The 17,527-nt window shown below is 46.5% G+C and carries 15 protein-coding genes; all 15 read left to right on the forward strand.

Annotated features, from left to right (window positions below; genetic code table 11):
* Positions 1-14: 14 nt before the first annotated feature.
* Entirely contained in the window at positions 15-2,138 is a 2,124-nt protein-coding gene (gene pnp, locus AADZ70_RS04300) for a polyribonucleotide nucleotidyltransferase (protein ID WP_342007770.1), read from the forward strand.
* 111 nt (positions 2,139-2,249) lie between these two features.
* The gene (locus tag AADZ70_RS04305; RefSeq protein ID WP_016936083.1) at positions 2,250-3,209 is read left to right on the forward strand and encodes a polysaccharide deacetylase family protein; all 960 of its coding nucleotides are present in this window, start codon (positions 2,250-2,252) and stop codon (positions 3,207-3,209) included.
* A gap of 40 nt (positions 3,210-3,249) precedes the next feature.
* Complete coding sequence (locus AADZ70_RS04310) at positions 3,250-4,485, forward strand: pitrilysin family protein (protein ID WP_016936082.1); 1,236 nt, start codon at positions 3,250-3,252, stop codon at positions 4,483-4,485.
* A gap of 74 nt (positions 4,486-4,559) precedes the next feature.
* Complete coding sequence (locus AADZ70_RS04315; RefSeq protein ID WP_003154176.1) at positions 4,560-4,817, forward strand: YlmC/YmxH family sporulation protein; 258 nt, start codon at positions 4,560-4,562, stop codon at positions 4,815-4,817.
* A 156-nt stretch (positions 4,818-4,973) separates the two neighbouring features.
* Positions 4,974-5,864, forward strand: a complete 891-nt coding sequence (gene dpaA, locus AADZ70_RS04320; protein WP_342007771.1) for a dipicolinic acid synthetase subunit A — start codon at positions 4,974-4,976, stop codon at positions 5,862-5,864.
* A 2-nt stretch (positions 5,865-5,866) separates the two neighbouring features.
* Positions 5,867-6,457, forward strand: a complete 591-nt coding sequence (gene dpaB, locus AADZ70_RS04325) for a dipicolinate synthase subunit B (RefSeq protein WP_342007772.1) — start codon at positions 5,867-5,869, stop codon at positions 6,455-6,457.
* 133 nt (positions 6,458-6,590) lie between these two features.
* Positions 6,591-7,631 carry an aspartate-semialdehyde dehydrogenase gene (gene asd, locus AADZ70_RS04330; RefSeq protein ID WP_016936079.1) on the forward strand — a complete coding sequence of 347 codons (1,041 nt, stop codon included), beginning with the start codon at positions 6,591-6,593 and terminating at the stop codon, positions 7,629-7,631.
* Between the two features lie 88 nt (positions 7,632-7,719).
* Positions 7,720-8,934 (forward strand): aspartate kinase, encoded by a 1,215-nt coding sequence (gene dapG / locus AADZ70_RS04335; RefSeq protein WP_342007773.1) that lies wholly within the window; start codon positions 7,720-7,722, stop codon positions 8,932-8,934.
* Positions 8,935-8,964: 30 nt separating this feature from the next.
* A complete protein-coding gene (gene dapA / locus AADZ70_RS04340; protein WP_003154166.1) occupies positions 8,965-9,834 on the forward strand; it encodes a 4-hydroxy-tetrahydrodipicolinate synthase in 870 nt (289 codons plus the stop codon).
* Positions 9,835-10,012: 178 nt separating this feature from the next.
* Positions 10,013-11,680 carry a ribonuclease J2 gene (gene rnjB / locus AADZ70_RS04345; protein WP_016936077.1) on the forward strand — a complete coding sequence of 556 codons (1,668 nt, stop codon included), beginning with the start codon at positions 10,013-10,015 and terminating at the stop codon, positions 11,678-11,680.
* A gap of 115 nt (positions 11,681-11,795) precedes the next feature.
* Positions 11,796-12,533 carry a ClpP family protease gene (locus AADZ70_RS04350; protein ID WP_016936076.1) on the forward strand — a complete coding sequence of 246 codons (738 nt, stop codon included), beginning with the start codon at positions 11,796-11,798 and terminating at the stop codon, positions 12,531-12,533.
* The gene (locus tag AADZ70_RS04355) at positions 12,530-12,739 is read left to right on the forward strand and encodes a YlzJ-like family protein (protein WP_016936075.1); all 210 of its coding nucleotides are present in this window, start codon (positions 12,530-12,532) and stop codon (positions 12,737-12,739) included. The genes AADZ70_RS04350 and AADZ70_RS04355 overlap by 4 nt, the downstream gene beginning before the upstream one ends.
* A 134-nt stretch (positions 12,740-12,873) precedes the next feature.
* Positions 12,874-15,237, forward strand: coding sequence for a DNA translocase FtsK (locus AADZ70_RS04360; protein ID WP_141228456.1), 2,364 nt, complete (start codon positions 12,874-12,876; stop codon positions 15,235-15,237).
* 124 nt (positions 15,238-15,361) lie between these two features.
* Entirely contained in the window at positions 15,362-16,087 is a 726-nt protein-coding gene (locus tag AADZ70_RS04365; RefSeq protein ID WP_016936073.1) for a GntR family transcriptional regulator, read from the forward strand.
* A gap of 171 nt (positions 16,088-16,258) precedes the next feature.
* Entirely contained in the window at positions 16,259-17,431 is a 1,173-nt protein-coding gene (locus tag AADZ70_RS04370; RefSeq protein ID WP_342008040.1) for an MFS transporter, read from the forward strand.
* Positions 17,432-17,527 lie beyond the last annotated feature (96 nt).

Genomic DNA, 17,527 nt, shown 5'->3' on the forward strand with positions numbered 1-17,527 from the left:
GAGCTCGTAATCGAATGGGACAAGAGAAACATGTCTTTACCATAGATTGGGCCGGCAGACAGCTTACAGTAGAAGCCGGCCAGCTTGCCAAACAGGCAAACGGCGCTGTTATGGTCCGCTACGGCGATACCGCAGTGCTCAGCACAGCAACCGCATCAAAAGAACCGAAACCGCTAGATTTTTTCCCGCTTACCGTTAATTATGAAGAAAGATTATACGCAGTCGGTAAAATTCCGGGCGGCTTTATTAAAAGAGAAGGCCGTCCGAGTGAAAAGGCCGTTTTAGCCAGCCGTCTGATTGACCGCCCGATCCGCCCGCTTTTCGCAGACGGATTCCGTAACGAAGTACAGGTCATCAGCATTGTCATGAGTGTCGATCAAAACTGCTCATCTGAAATGGCTGCAATGTTCGGTTCATCACTCGCTCTTTGCGTTTCCGATATTCCGTTTGAAGGCCCGATTGCGGGTGTGACGGTAGGCCGCATTGACGGGGAGTTCATCATCAATCCGACGGTTGACCAGCTTGAAAAAAGTGATATTAACCTTATCGTTGCAGGCACAAAAGACGCCATCAACATGGTGGAAGCGGGAGCGGATGAAGTTCCTGAGGAAATCATGCTTGAAGCGATTATGTTCGGCCACGAAGAAATTAAGCGCCTGATCGCTTTCCAAGAAGAAATTGTTGCGGCAGTCGGCAAAGAAAAAACGGAAATCGCACTGTATGAAATTGATGCAGAGCTCAGCGAGAAAGTGAAAAGTCTTGCGGAGCCGGATCTGCTCAGCGCCATTCAAGTTCATGAAAAGCATGCGCGCGAAGATGCGATCAGTAAAGTGAAAGATGCAGTCGTCGCGAAATTTGAAGAAGAAGAGCACGATGAAGATACGATCAAAAAAGTGAAACAGACACTGTCTAAACTTGTGAAAAACGAAGTGCGCCGTTTGATCACAGAAGAAAAAGTCCGTCCTGACGGCCGCGGCGTCGATCAAATCCGCCCGCTTTCTTCAGAAGTCGGCCTTCTGCCGAGAACGCATGGCTCAGGGCTGTTTACGAGAGGACAGACCCAGGCGCTCAGCGTATGTACATTAGGCGCTCTTGGCGACGTTCAGATTCTTGACGGTTTAGGCGTGGAAGAATCAAAACGGTTTATGCATCATTATAACTTCCCGCAATTCAGCGTAGGGGAGACAGGCCCGATGCGCGGACCGGGACGCCGTGAGATCGGTCACGGGGCTCTTGGAGAGCGTGCGCTTGAGCCGGTCATTCCGAATGAAAAAGACTTCCCGTATACGGTTCGCCTCGTATCCGAAGTGCTTGAATCAAACGGTTCCACTTCACAGGCCAGCATTTGCGCGAGCACGCTTGCCATGATGGACGCCGGTGTTCCGATTAAAGCGCCTGTTGCAGGTATCGCTATGGGACTTGTGAAATCAGGCGAGTACTACACAGTATTAACGGATATTCAAGGAATGGAAGATGCCCTCGGTGACATGGACTTTAAAGTAGCCGGCACGGAAAAAGGCGTAACAGCGCTGCAAATGGACATTAAAATCGAAGGCCTTTCAAGAGAAATCCTTGAAGAAGCGCTTCAGCAGGCGAAAAAAGGAAGAATGGAAATCCTGAACAGCATGCTCAGCACGCTTGGTGAATCAAGAAAAGAACTTTCTCAATATGCACCGAAAATTTTAACGATGACAATCAATCCGGATAAAATCCGTGACGTTATCGGGCCGAGCGGCAAACAAATCAACAAAATCATTGAAGATACCGGTGTTAAAATTGACATTGAACAAGACGGCACCATCTTTATTTCTTCTACTGATGAAAGCAGCAACCAAAAAGCGAAAAAAATCATCGAAGATCTTGTCAGAGAAGTCGAAGTCGGCCAGCTTTACCTCGGTAAAGTCAAACGGATTGAAAAATTCGGCGCTTTCGTTGAAATCTTCAGCGGAAAAGACGGTCTCGTTCACATCTCTGAACTTGCGCTCGAACGGGTAGGCAAGGTTGAGGATGTTGTGAAAATCGGTGACGAAATCCTTGTGAAGGTAACGGAAATTGACAAACAGGGACGTGTCAACCTGTCGCGTAAAGCAGTGCTGCGCGAAGAGAAAGAAAAAGAGCAGGAACAACAACAATCTTAAATGAAAACCTAACAAGGAGCCTGGGAGACCCGGCTTCTTTATTTTGAGAAAGACAACAGCGGGTTCTACCTTGTCCTCTTTATACATAATGTGTGATGAGGGGGGAAGGACATGTTGAAAAAATTCGTGCCGTTTGCCGTTTTTTTATTTCTTTTTTTTGTTTCGTTTGAAATGATAAAAAACCCGTATACAGTTGATTACATAGACGCAATGAAAAAAGACGCAGTGACTGTGTCAGCATCAAAAGATCCGCTTTATGAGGAATTGCTGCAAAAAGCGCCGGAGTATGAAGTGAAGCCGCAAGATGCGAGGATTGATAAAATATGGAAGAGTATACCGGGATATAACGGTTTAAAGGTCAATGTGGAAAAATCCTATAAACAAATGAAAAAGGACGGAGAATTTCATGAAGATGATCTTGTCTATGAGCAGGTAAAACCGAAAGTCCATCTCGATTCTCTTGCGCCCGAACCCATTTATAAAGGAAATCCCGATAAACCGATGGTCGCTTTCCTGATAAATGTCGCCTGGGGAAATGAATACGTGGAGCAAATGCTGCCTATTCTGAAACAGCATCAGGTCAAAGCAACTTTCTTTCTTGAAGGGAAATGGCTGAAAAACAATCAGGAACTTGGGAAAAAAATAGCGGCAGACGGACACGAAATCGGAAATCATTCATACAATCACCCTGATATGAGCAAACTGACTTCAGGAAGCATTTCCGAACAGCTTGACAAAACCAATGCACAAATCAGCGAGACGCTCGGCATGAAGCCGAAATGGTTTGCGCCGCCAAGCGGCAGCTTCAGAAAAGCTGTGGTCGACCTTGCGGCGGAAAAAGGAATGGGCACTATCATGTGGACCGTTGACACCATAGACTGGCAAAAACCGTCTCCGGCTGTTTTACAAACAAGGGTGTTGAGCAAAATACATAACGGAGCCATGATTTTAATGCATCCGACTGATCCGACTGCGAAAAGCCTGGAAACACTGATTACAAAAATCAAAGAAAAAGGCTATGCGCTCGGCTCGGTGTCTGACTTAATGGATGAAAACAGGCTGATGAAGTAGCAGGCGGCAGTTTGCCTGTCTTTGAATAGGAGGAACAAACTTGATAAAACGCTATACATGCCAAAACGGTGTAAGAGTTGTGCTTGAAAATAATCCAACGGTGCGGTCTGTGGCAATCGGCGTCTGGATCGGAACGGGATCACGCCATGAGACACCGGATACAAACGGTATTTCGCACTTTCTCGAGCATATGTTTTTTAAAGGAACAAATACCAGGTCAGCACGGGAAATCGCAGAATCCTTCGATCGGATAGGCGGCCAAGTGAATGCCTTCACTTCAAAAGAATATACGTGTTATTACGCAAAAGTGCTGGATGAGCATGCCAACTACGCACTTGATGTGCTGGCTGATATGTTCTTTCATTCTGCTTTTGACGAGGATGAACTCAAAAAAGAAAAGAACGTCGTATATGAAGAAATCAAAATGTACGAAGACGCGCCGGACGACATTGTCCACGATCTGCTAAGCAAAGCGACATACGGCAATCATTCGCTCGGCTACCCGATTCTCGGGACGGAGGAAACCCTTTCATCGTTTAACGGCGATTCTCTCAGACAGCATATGGATGACTTTTACACACCGGACCGCGTCGTCATTTCTGTCGCCGGAAATGTTACGGAACAATTCATTAAAGACGTGGAGAAATGGTTCGGTACATACGAAGCGAAGGGCAAAGCAAGCGGCATCAGCGAGCCTGAGTTTCATTATGAAAAGCTGACCAGAAAAAAAGACACGGAACAGGCGCACCTCTGCCTTGGTTTCAAAGGTCTGAAAGTCGGGGATCCGGATGTTTACGATTTAATCGTTTTAAACAACGTGCTGGGCGGAAGCATGAGCAGCCGTCTTTTCCAGGATGTGCGTGAAGATAAAGGACTGGCTTATTCTGTATACAGCTATCACAGTTCTTATGAAGACAGCGGTATGCTGACGATTTACGGAGGCACCGGCGCCAATCAGCTCGATCTTCTGTCTGAAACCATTCAAGAAACGTTATCGGTGTTAAAACGTGACGGCATTACCCCGAAAGAACTGGAAAACAGCAAAGAGCAAATGAAGGGAAGTTTAATGCTCAGCTTAGAAAGCACAAACAGCAAAATGAGCCGGAACGGGAAAAACGAACTTCTGCTCAGAAAGCATAAGACGATGGATGAAATTATCGCTGAATTAAATGCAGTCAGCCTGGAAAGCGTCAACGGTCTCAGCCGCCGATTATTTACGGATGATTACGCATTATCGCTCATCAGTCCGACCGGAAATATGCCGGCCTCATCTTAAACGGGAAGTCTGCCTCTCTAGGGGGCAGGCATTTTTTTTTGCCCGGAATCATATAGTACAAGGGGGTGGCTATCATGAGGCTCAGTGAACTGTCAGGTAAAGAAATTGTAGACATTAAACGGGCGGAGCGGCTCGGCGTGCTCGGCCAGACTGATTTGGAAATTAATGAACAGGACGGGCAAATTACCGCGCTGTTAATCCCGACGGTAAAATGGTTTGGATTGCGAAAACAAGGCCACGACATCCGTGTCCCCTGGAACCATATTCAAAAAATCGGGTCAGACATGATCATTTTAGACGTTCCCGGGGAGATCACTCCTCCTGAAGAGTAGACTGTATTCATTTTTCGCAAGCACCGGCTCAAAGAGCCGGTGCTTTTTTTATGAAAAAGACGCTGTACATTCACCGCCCTTTCTCTTTGCACATACGATGAAGAGGAGGATGACACTTAAAAGATCCAGTAACTGTAAAGAAGGTGAACGTTTCAAATGTTAACCGGATTGACAATTGCGATTATTGGCGGTGACGCAAGACAGCTTGAGATTATAAGGAAGCTGACAGAACAGCATGCCGATATTTATCTTGCAGGATTTGACCAATTGGATGACGGTTTTACAGGAACCGTCAAATGTAAAATTGATGAGATTCCATTTCCGAAAATAGACAGTATCATCCTGCCTGTATCGGCAACGACCGAAGAAGGCATTGTCTCAACGGTTTTTTCAAATGAAGAAGTGGTATTAAAGCAGAGCTATCTTGAGCAGACACCGGAGCATTGCGTGATTTATTCAGGCATCTCTAATGCATACCTTGAGGGCATCGCCAGCGAAGCCGGCCGCAAGCTTGTTAAATTATTTGAGCGGGATGACATCGCGATATTCAACTCGATTCCCACAGTTGAAGGGACAATCATGATGGCGATTCAGCATACGGATTATACCATTCACGGGTCAAATGTCGCCGTTCTCGGCATGGGGCGCACCGGTATGACGATCGCCCGGACGTTTGCAGCGTTGGGAGCGAAGGTAAAAGTGGGCGCACGGAGTTCGGCTCATTTGGCCCGTATATCGGAAATGGGGCTTTCCCCTTTTCAAATTGAAGAACTTACTGATCATGTAAATGATATTGATATTTGTATTAACACCGTACCGAGTCTGATTCTGAATCAAAGCGTTTTATCGCGCATGACGCCGAAGACCTTGATTTTGGATTTAGCATCCCGTCCGGGCGGAACGGATTTCAAATATGCTGAAAAACAGGGCATTAAAGCGCTGCTTGCTCCGGGTCTTCCGGGAATTGTGGCTCCGAAAACAGCCGGACAGATTATTGCGAACGTATTGAGCAAGCTTTTGGCAGACTTAAAGAAAGAGGGGAATTAGCCATGTCTCTGAATGGGAAAAGAATCGGATTCGGATTAACCGGCTCACATTGCACATATGAGGAGGTTTTTCCGCAAATAGAAGCACTTGTCAGACAAGGGGCTGAAGTCCGGCCGATTGTGACGTCGACCGTCCAATCGACCGATACGCGCTTTGGAGGGGGGGGAGATTGGGTCAGAAAAATTGAAGAAACAACAGGTTTTGAGGTAATTGATTCCATCGTAAAAGCGGAGCCTCTCGGGCCGAAACTTCCGCTCGACTGCATGGTCATCGCCCCCTTAACCGGAAACTCAATGAGCAAACTCGCAAATGCGATGACTGACAGCCCCGTCCTTATGGCTGCGAAAGCCACGATCCGCAACAGCCGCCCGGTCGTGCTCGGCATTTCGACAAATGACGGCCTCGGTTTAAACGGAACGAATTTAATGAGGCTGATGTCCGCAAAAAACATATTTTTCATCCCGTTCGGCCAGGATGACCACGTGAGAAAACCGACATCTCTTGTCGCCAGAATGGATCTCCTTCCGATTACGGTAGAAAAAGCGCTTTTGCATCAGCAGGTTCAGCCTGTGCTTGTACAGCATCAGTCATAAAAAATCAAGACACATAAAATCATTCCGGAATAAAAAAATTCGGTCAATCCGTGACTATTCTATGGTAAAATAAAACGTAAAATGCAAAGTCAATTCAACAAATGATGCTTAATTGGCGGAAGGAGTTTTACAGATGGGAAGAGGATTACACGTAGCAGTTGTCGGAGCGACGGGAGCCGTAGGGCAGCAAATGCTGAAAACATTGGAAGACAGAAACTTTGAAATCGAAACACTCACACTACTATCCTCAAAGCGTTCTGCTGGTACGAAAGTAACGTTTAAAGGCGAAGAGTATACAGTGCAGGAAGCTGTTCCGGAAAGCTTTGAAGGCGTTCATATCGCGCTATTCAGCGCCGGCGGAAGCGTATCACAAAGCCTGGCGCCTGAGGCTGTAAAACGGGGAGCCATCGTAATTGACAATACCAGCGCATTCCGCATGGATGAAAATACACCGCTTGTAGTGCCTGAGGTGAACGAAGGTGATCTGCATAAACATAACGGCATTATCGCCAACCCTAACTGTTCAACGATTCAGATGGTGGCGGCGCTTGAACCGATCCGCAAAGCATACGGCTTGCAAAAAGTCATTGTATCTACTTACCAAGCTGTGTCCGGAGCCGGCAATGAAGCGGCGAAAGAACTGTACAGCCAGACGAAGGCGATTTTAAACAATGAGCCTGCAGAACCGTCCATTATGCCGGTTAAAGGGGACAAAAAGCATTATCAAATCGCTTTTAACGCCATTCCGCAAATTGATAAATTCCAAGATAACGGCTACACGTTTGAGGAAATGAAAATGATTAATGAAACGAAAAAAATCATGCATATGCCGAAGCTGGAAGTGGCTGCGACATGTGTCAGACTGCCGATTGAAACAGGCCACTCAGAATCTGTTTACATTGAGCTTGACCGTGATGACGCAACCGTGGAAGACATTAAACAGCTTTTAAAAGAGGCTCCGGGTGTTACGCTTCAGGATGATCCTGCGGAGCAGCTTTACCCGATGCCTGCTGATTGCGTCGGCAAACGGGATGTATTTGTAGGAAGAATCCGTAAAGATTTGGATAGAGCAAACGGTTTTCATTTGTGGGTTGTTTCTGATAACCTGTTAAAAGGCGCCGCTTGGAACTCAGTTCAAATTGCGGAAAGCCTGCAAAAACTGAACCTCGTATAAAACAAACGTATTTTCTATAGGCGAACAGAAGAGAGTAAGGCTCTGCCTGCTCTCTTCTGTTACGTCAGACTAATTTGGAGTGAAAATAGTGAAAATCATTGTTCAAAAATTCGGCGGAACATCCGTAAAAGATGACAAAGGCCGCAAGCTTGCGTTAGAACACATTAAAGATGCCATCAGTGAAGGATATAAAGTTGTCGTTGTCGTATCGGCGATGGGAAGAAAAGGAGACCCGTACGCGACGGATTCTTTGATCGGGCTTCTTTACGGCAGCCAGTCCGACATTTCTCCGAGAGAGCAGGATATGCTTCTGTCTTGCGGAGAAACGATTTCGTCTGTTGTTTTTACCAGCATGCTGAAGGAAAACGGCATAAAAGCCGCAGCTTTAACAGGAGCCCAGGCCGGCTTTTTAACCAATGCCCAGCATACTGACGCTAAAATTTTAGAAATGAAAACAGAGCGGCTGTTCGCGACACTCGCCAGCCATGATGCCGTCGTTGTGGCAGGATTTCAGGGAGCGACTGAAAAAGGCGACACGACGACGATCGGCAGAGGAGGAAGCGATACATCAGCAGCGGCGCTCGGCGCGGCGGTTGATGCTGAGTTTATCGACATTTTTACGGACGTGGAAGGCGTCATGACAGCTGATCCGAGAATCGTGGAAAATGCTAAGCCGCTTCCGAATGTCACATATACGGAAATCTGCAACCTTGCCTATCAGGGCGCGAAAGTCATTCATCCGCGCGCGGTGGAAATCGCCATGCAGGCAAAGGTGCCGATCCGCGTGCGCTCGACTTATTCAAAAGAAAAAGGAACTCTGGTGACGTCCCATCATTCGTCTAACGTCGGCAGCGATGTGTTCGAACGGCTGATCACGGGGATTGCTCATGTAAAAGACGTAACGCAATTTAAAGTTCCCGCCAAAATGGGGCAATACAATGTACAGACAGAAGTCTTTAAAGCAATGGCGAACGCCGGCATCAGCGTAGATTTCTTTAACATTACGCCGAGTGAAATCGTTTATACCGTAGCCGGCAGTAAAACGGAAGCCGCGCGCAGCATTTTGGCCGAATTAGGCTATGAACCGACAGTGACGGAAAGCTGTGCGAAAGTGTCAGCGGTCGGTGCCGGAATAATGGGTGTGCCGGGTGTTACGTCAAAAATCGTCTCCGCACTTTCAGATAAAGGTATTCCGATTCTGCAATCCGCCGACAGCCATACGACGATCTGGGTGCTCGTTCATGAAAAAGATATGGTAACGGCCGTAAATGCGCTGCATGAAGTGTTTGAACTTTCAAAGTAAATGTGATTGAATCATGATGAGGTGAAAAAAATGAATGTCGGAAATATTTCTACAGCGATGATTACCCCTTTTGACAGTAAAGGGAATGTAGACTTTCAAAAACTGTCTACATTAATCGACTATTTGTTGAAAAACGGCACGGATTCTTTAGTCGTCGCAGGGACGACCGGCGAATCTCCGACACTTTCAACGGAAGAAAAAATTGCACTCTTTGAATTTACAGTCAAAGAAGTGAACGGACGCGTGCCTGTTATTGCGGGTACGGGAAGCAACAATACGAAAGACTCCATCAAACTGACAAAAAAAGCTGAAGAAGCCGGCGTCGATTGCGTTATGCTTGTCACGCCTTATTATAATAAGCCTTCCCAAGAGGGCATGTACCGTCATTTTAAAGCTATAGCTGAAGAAACATCTCTTCCTGTTATGCTTTACAACGTGCCGGGCAGAACGGTCGCTTCGCTTGCGCCGGAAACGGCCATCAGACTTGCGGAGATTCCGAATATCTCTGCGATTAAAGAAGCGAGCGGTGATCTTGACGCGATTACGAAAATCATCGCCGAAACACCGGAAGATTTTTACGTCTATTCAGGTGATGACGGGTTAACTCTTCCTATTCTCGCAGTCGGCGGAAGAGGAGTCGTGTCAGTGGCCAGCCATATTGTAGGTTCTGACATGCAGCAAATGATTAAAAACTATACAAACGGGCAGACGGCAACCGCGGCACTGATTCATCAGAAACTTCTCCCGATCATGAAGGAGCTCTTTAAAGCGCCTAATCCGGCTCCGGTTAAAACGGCGCTTCAGCTGAAAGGCCTTGATGTCGGATCTGTGCGTCTTCCTCTTATTCCGCTGAATGAAGATGAACGCCTGAGCCTGAGCAGCGTCATCAGCGAACTGTAAGAAAAAATTTATACAGTTAAAATACGCGGTCATTCTCATTTTTATCGTGAGTTTGACCGTTTTGTCTACATATTGGTTTTCCCTAAACCTTCCGCTTCTTCTTGTTTTCTAAAATTGATATCAGTTATAATAGGAACAAGTGATGATGGACGGGTATGAGACTAGGAGGATACAGATTTTGAAAAAGAAAAATACAGAAAACGTCAGAATTATCGCCCTTGGCGGTGTCGGAGAAATTGGGAAGAACCTATATGTCATTGAAATTGACTCGGACATATTTGTAGTAGATGCGGGGCTCATGCACCCTGAAAATGAAATGCTCGGTATTGATGTCGTGATTCCGGATATTTCTTACTTGGTAGAACGGGCTGACCGCGTGAAGGCCATTTTTCTGACACACGGACACGATGAAAACATCGGAGGCGTCTTTTATTTATTGAACAAGCTGTCGGTGCCGGTATACGGAACGAAGCTAACGCTTGCTTTGCTGAGAGAAAAACTCAAGCAGTACGGGCATAATCGAAAAGCTGATTTACGTGAAGTTCACTCCAAATCAGTCATTACATTTGAATCAACAAAAGTATCGTTCTTTAAAACGATCCACAGCATCCCGGATTCAGTGGGAGTCAGCTTTAAAACATCACTTGGCTCTATTGTATGCACGGGAGACTTCAAATTTGACCAGACGCCTGCTTATCACCAATCATGTGATATCGGCGAAATCGCCAAAATTGGAAACGGCGGTGTGCTTGCCCTGCTTTCTGACAGCGCCAATGCGGAGCGCCCGGGATATACTCCGTCAGAAGCACATGTAAGCGGTGAAATTTCCGATGCGATGTACAATTCAGACAACCGCGTCATCGTTGCCGTATTCGCGTCTAATATCAACCGGATTCAGCAAGTGATTCAAGCTGCCGCCCAGAACGGCCGCAAACTTGCAATCGCCGGAAAAAACCTGCAGAACGTGCTTCAGCTTGCGCGCAAGCTCGGCTATATTGAAGCAGAAGATGAATTGTTCATTCCGGTGCAGGATGTGAAAAAATATCCGAAACGGGAAGTGGCAATTGTTACAGCCGGAAGCCATGGTGAGCCGTTAGCCGCTCTTACGCGGATGGCCAAGCAGGCGCACAAGCAGCTTAACATTGAAGAAGGAGATACCGTTGTCATTGCATCAACACCGATTCCGGGACATGAATTGGTATATTCCAAAACCGTCAACCAGCTTGTCCGCGCCGGGGCTCAAGTCATTTTCGCCCAAAAACGCGTGCATGTGTCCGGTCACGGTTCGCAGGAAGAATTAAAACTCATGCTTAATTTGTTAAAACCGAAATATTTAATTCCGGTTAACGGTGAATTCAGAATGCAAAAAGCGCATTCCAAAATCGCTGAAGAAATCGGCATGAAACGCAGCGACATTTTCTTAATTGAAAAAGGCGACGTCGTTGAATTCCGCGGCCAGAATGTGAAAATCGGGGATAAAGTCACGTACGGAAACGTTCTGATTGACGGCCTAGGTGTCGGCGACATCGGCAACATCGTGCTGCGAGACCGCCGCTTATTGTCACAAGACGGCATTCTCATTGTCGTGATTACGCTTGATAAGCAGAAAAAGAACCTCGTATCGGGTCCTGAAATCATTACGCGCGGTTTCGTATATGTCAGAGAATCAGAAGGCTTAATTGTACAAGCTACTGAGCTCGTCCGCTCAATCGTGACAGAAGCGACGGAAACATCAGCCGTAGAATGGTCCACGCTGAAACAAGCCATGCGCGATGCGCTGAACCAATTCCTTTATGAAAAAACAAAACGCAAGCCGATGATCATTCCGATCATTATGGAAGTATAATGTACACAAAAGCCGGAGCGCATGATGCTCCGGCTTTGTTTTTGTTCATCTCCCGGATGGAAACCCGCTTCTTTGTTCATAATACAAAGAGACATTCGGAAAGGGTGAAGATAAAATGGATCATCGTATGGAAAACACCGAAGAACAGCAGCCCGAAAAATCAGATGCGAAAGACAGCATTATGAGCAAAATTCAGCAGCTGGGAGAGACATCTCTGCCGCAAATGTCTCAAGATACCAATATTCACTGTCTGACAATCATCGGCCAAATTGAGGGGCATGTCCAGCTGCCGCCGCAAAATAAAACAACCAAATATGAACACGTCATTCCGCAAATCGTCGCCATTGAGCAAAATCCGAAAATTGAAGGACTTCTGATTATCTTAAACACCGTCGGCGGTGATGTGGAAGCGGGGCTTGCGATTGCAGAGATGCTCGCATCTTTGTCAAAACCGACCGTTTCAATCGTACTCGGCGGGGGACACTCGATAGGTGTGCCGATCGCCGTGTCATGTGATCATAGTTTTATCGCGGAAACAGCGACTATGACCATTCACCCCGTTCGGCTTACAGGTCTGGTTATCGGGGTTCCGCAAACATTTGAATACTTGGACAAAATGCAGGAGCGGGTCGTCAACTTTGTGACCCATCATTCAAATATTTCCGAAGAAAAATTCAAAGAACTGATGTTTTCAAAGGGAAACCTGACCAGGGACATCGGAACGAACGTAGTCGGAAAAGATGCGGCTGATTACGGATTAATTGATGCCGTCGGCGGCGTCGGACAGGCGATAAAAAAGCTGAATCAGCTGATTGAAGAACGAAAGGGCAAGGAAGGAATGATGATTCAATGATCCTTTATACCGTCATGCCTCAAGAAGTCGTTTACGGTCAGGAAAGAGAGCAAAGCGCGCATGAACAGGTAGACTATGCCGGTGTGCCGCTGTTAGTCGAAATGAAGGGAAATGAAGCTGAAGTCGTACAGATTTTAAGTACGAACCCGATGGATTTTCTGAATCCGGACATCGCTCCGGGGCAAAAAATCAAGTTGAAAATCTAACCGGCATTCAGTCCGTTTCTCGGGGGCAAAATATGCTATAATAGGGGAATCCTACAGAAAAACGCAGCCGGTAAAAGGCTGCTTTTCTTCATGATGTATGATTTTACATTTTTTAACGCAGTAAGGTGATGAGTGTGGCAAAGAAAAAACGGAAATCTAAAAAGAAACAAGAGAGTAAGCTCAATCTAAAATACGAACTAAGCGGACTGCTCTGCGTTGCAATCTCGATTATTGCTGTTTTGCAGCTCGGCGTTGTGGGACAGACATTTGTGTACTTGTTCCGTTTTTTTGCCGGAGAGTGGTTTATTTTATGCTTAATTGCGCTCTTCCTTCTGGGAATTTCGCTGTTTTGGAAAAAGAAGAGTCCAAGTCTTTTAACGAGAAGGAAAGCCGGATTGTACTGTATTATCGCCAGTATTTTGCTGCTGTCTCACGTACAGCTCTTTAAAAATCTGTCTCATCACGGGTCGATTCGGTCCGCAAGTGTCATCGGCAACACGTGGGAGCTGTTTATGATGGATATGAAACAGCAGGCCGCCTCGCCTGATTTGGGCGGCGGTATGATCGGCGCGGTACTGTTTGCAGCTTCCCACTTTTTATTTGCATCAACGGGTTCACAGATCATGGCGATCGTGCTGATCTTAATGGGGCTGATTCTTGTAACGGGGCGTTCACTGCAGGAAACGCTCAAAAAATGGACGAGCCCCGTCGGCCGGTTTATCCGCGGTCAATGGCAGGCGTTTCTTGAGGATATGAAAACGGTCAGAACGAATATGTCTTCGCCGAAAACAAAAACCAAATCGGGCAAAAAACAAAAACGGGTTCAAAAGAAAAAAGAAGTGCCTGAGCAAGAAGAAGAGGATGAGGAAATCATTACGCCGCTCATCCATTCAGAGCCGATTATTTCAAGCTTCTCAGACCGTCAGGAGAAGCGTGACGAACCGGTGATTTCTGAAGAGACGCAGGAGACGGCTCAAATGGTAAAAGAAGAGCCCTCCGGCGGCGCTCAGGACAGCGACGAACCGGCGGCTGCGGCTCCGCCCATGACGTTTACAGAGCTTGAAAATAAGGATTACCAAATGCCTTCATTGGACATTCTGGCTGACCCGAAACATACAGGCCAGCAGACCGATAAGAAAAACATTTACGAGAATGCAAGAAAACTCGAACGGACTTTTCAAAGCTTCGGCGTAAAGGCGAAAGTGACGCAGGTTCATCTCGGTCCGGCGGTCACAAAATATGAGGTCTATCCGGACGTTGGGGTCAAAGTCAGTAAAATCGTGAATCTGAGTGATGACCTCGCACTCGCGCTTGCCGCGAAGGATATCCGGATAGAAGCGCCGATTCCGGGGAAATCAGCAATCGGCATCGAGGTGCCGAACGCTGAAGTTGCGATGGTTTCGTTAAAAGAAGTGCTTGAATCCAAGCTCAACGACAAGCCGGATGCGAAACTTCTGATCGGGTTGGGGCGAAACATTTCCGGAGAGGCAGTGCTTGCCGAACTGAACAAAATGCCCCATCTGCTCGTTGCTGGGGCCACGGGAAGCGGGAAAAGCGTCTGTGTCAACGGTATTATTACGAGTATCCTGATGCGAGCCAAACCGCATGAAGTGAAAATGATGATGATTGACCCGAAAATGGTTGAGCTGAATGTGTATAACGGCATTCCTCATCTGCTTGCGCCGGTCGTGACAGATCCGAAAAAGGCCTCACAGGCTTTGAAAAAGGTCGTCAATGAGATGGAGCGCCGCTATGAACTGTTCTCCCATACGGGCACGAGAAATATAGAAGGCTATAACGACCATATCAAGCGGTCAAATGCCGAAGAAGAAGTAAAGCAGCCCGAACTGCCGTACATCGTCGTCATCGTTGACGAGCTTGCCGATCTGATGATGGTCGCTTCTTCCGACGTGGAAGATTCGATTACGAGACTTTCACAGATGGCTCGGGCGGCAGGCATTCATTTGATTATCGCGACACAGCGGCCTTCAGTCGATGTCATTACCGGAGTGATTAAAGCCAACATCCCGTCGAGAATTGCCTTCAGCGTCTCATCTCAGACCGATTCACGGACGATTTTAGATATGGGCGGCGCTGAAAAGCTTCTCGGCCGCGGAGATATGCTGTTTTTGCCTGTAGGCGCGAATAAGCCGGTGCGGGTCCAAGGAGCATTTTTATCGGATGAAGAGGTTGAGCATGTCGTAGATCATGTCATCACACAGCAAAAAGCGCAGTACCAAGAAGAAATGATTCCGGAAGAAACCGCGGAAACACACAGTGAAGTGACGGATGATCTGTATGACGAAGCGGTCGATTTGATTATCGGCATGCAGACGGCATCTGTCTCCATGCTTCAAAGACGGTTCAGGATCGGATACACGAGGGCCGCGCGTCTGATCGACGCAATGGAGGAACGGGGCGTCGTCGGCCCGTATGAAGGAAGCAAACCGAGGGAAGTACTATTATCAAAAGAACAATATGATGAGCTCTCTTCTTAAAAAGGAGAGAGCTTTCGCTTAAAATGATACCGCCAAAATCATTCCTATTTATTTTTTTATCAAAACATGATATAGTTGTCCCAATTGTTCAATAATTTATGAAAGTGGTTTACGGAGGGGAAACATGTCTACAAAAGCTGACAATCGTCACTTGTATTTAAAAGTGATTGAGCGAATCAAAGAGGATATACAAAACGGAATTTACACCGAAAAGGAAAAGCTTCCTTCTGAATTTGAGCTTTCAAAATCGATGGGTGTCAGCCGGGCAACTCTGCGTGAAGCTTTACGTATCCTTGAAGAGGAGCATGTGATTATCAGAAGGCACGGGGTGGGCACTTTCGTCCATACAAAACCGCTGTTTCTTTCAGGTATTGAACAGCTCAACAGTGTGACGAAAATGATTCAGCAAGCGAACATGGTGCCGGGTACGATTTTTTTGTCGTCTCAGGTTATTACACCGTCTGATGAAGATATCGCAAGATTCCGGCTTGAGCCTGAGCAGGAGCTTTTTTATTTGGAGCGCGTGAGAACGGCAAGCGGCACTCCGGTCGTTTACTGTCTGGATACGATTCCGATGGATATTCTGCCGAATTCTTTCTGTCATGAACAGGAATCCATTTTTGATCTCTTGGAAAAAAACTCCGAATCTGTGATCAGCTATGCCGTTGCTGATATTGAACCGATCGGATACCACGATACGATTTCACCGGTTTTGGAGTGCGAACCGGAGACGGCGCTTTTATTGCTGAAACAAACCCACTATAATCAGCATGATGAGCCTGTGCTGTATTCATTAAATTATTTCCGGGCTGATAAGTTCAGCTTTCATGTTGTCAGAAAACGTTTTTAAGACAGACGCGTCATGTGTCTGTTTTTTTATTTGCGCCGTTCGTACATACTTTGTTTGCCGCAAGACACAATAAAACAGGAAACAACCAAGTATAGTGAATGGGTGAATAAGTTGAGTAAGAAGAAAAATGGAACGAAAAATATCATTGCTTTGGCTTCTGTACCGCTCGTCATGACACTCGGGAATTCGATGCTGATTCCCGTCCTTCAGATGATTGAAAAGAAGCTGTCCATATCGTCTTTTCAAGTATCGTTAATTATAACGGTATATTCGATTGTGGCGATTATTTGTATTCCGATTGCCGGATATCTGTCCGATAAATTCGGAAGAAAAAAGGTCCTTCTGCCTTGTCTTCTCATAGCCGGTGCGGGCGGCGCGATTGCCGCGATAGCTTCGACCGCGTTCAAGCATCCATATCCCATTATCTTGGCGGGACGGGTGCTTCAGGGAATCGGTTCGGCAGGGGCGGCTCCTGTTGTGATGCCGTTTATCGGTGATTTGTTCAAGGGTGATGATGAGCGGATTACCGCGGGGCTCGGCGACATTGAAACGTCAAACACAGCCGGGAAAGTACTAAGTCCGATTCTCGGATCGCTCTTGGCTGCTTGGTTCTGGTTTATGCCGTTTTGGTTCATTCCGTTTTTTTCGCTCATCAGTTTTTTTCTCGTTTTGTTTATGGTGGATAAGCCGGAAAAAAAGCAAAAAGAAGTGCCTTCTATTTCCGAATTCGTGAAAAATGTGGGTCACATATTTAAGCGTGACGGCCGCTGGCTCTTTACGGTATTTATCATCGGCTGCGTGATTATGTTTTTGCTGTTCGGGGTTCTGTTTTATTTATCAGACTCGCTGGAGAAGAAGTACGGAATTGACGGTGTGGCGAAAGGAGCGCTTTTGGCAATCCCGCTTTTATTTTTATCCGTCAGTTCGTATATAGCAGGCAGAAAAATCGGGAAAGACCAAGGCAAAATGAAGTTTTGCATCGTTTTCGGAATGAGTGCCGTGACACTGTCATTTATCGGCCTGTGGTGGAATCACAGTTTTTATTTATTATTTATCTTCTTGTGTGTCAGCGGTATCGGTATCGGAATGGCATTGCCGGCTTTAGACGCTGTCATCACAGAAGGCGTAGACAACGAGGAATCGGGAACCATCACCTCATTTTATAACAGCATGCGGTTTATCGGAGTAGCGGCGGGACCGCCGATATTTGCCGCACTGATGTCAAATGCGGGCTGGCTGATTTTCATTTTATCTGCTTTTTGCGGCATTGTATCAGTATTTTTAGCGCTGTTAAATATCTCTTCACAAGCAAAAGAAAAAAAGGAATCATTAAAGACGGTGTAATCTGCACTGTCTTTTTTTATTTGATTCTGAATATTGACATGATACCGTCAGCTCGTTATTCTTTAATAGTTAAACATATTAACTATTAAAGGAGGG

The sequence above is a fragment of the Bacillus sp. YBsi01 genome (genome assembly GCF_038406745.1).
Taxonomy (GTDB): domain Bacteria; phylum Bacillota; class Bacilli; order Bacillales; family Bacillaceae; genus Bacillus; species Bacillus siamensis.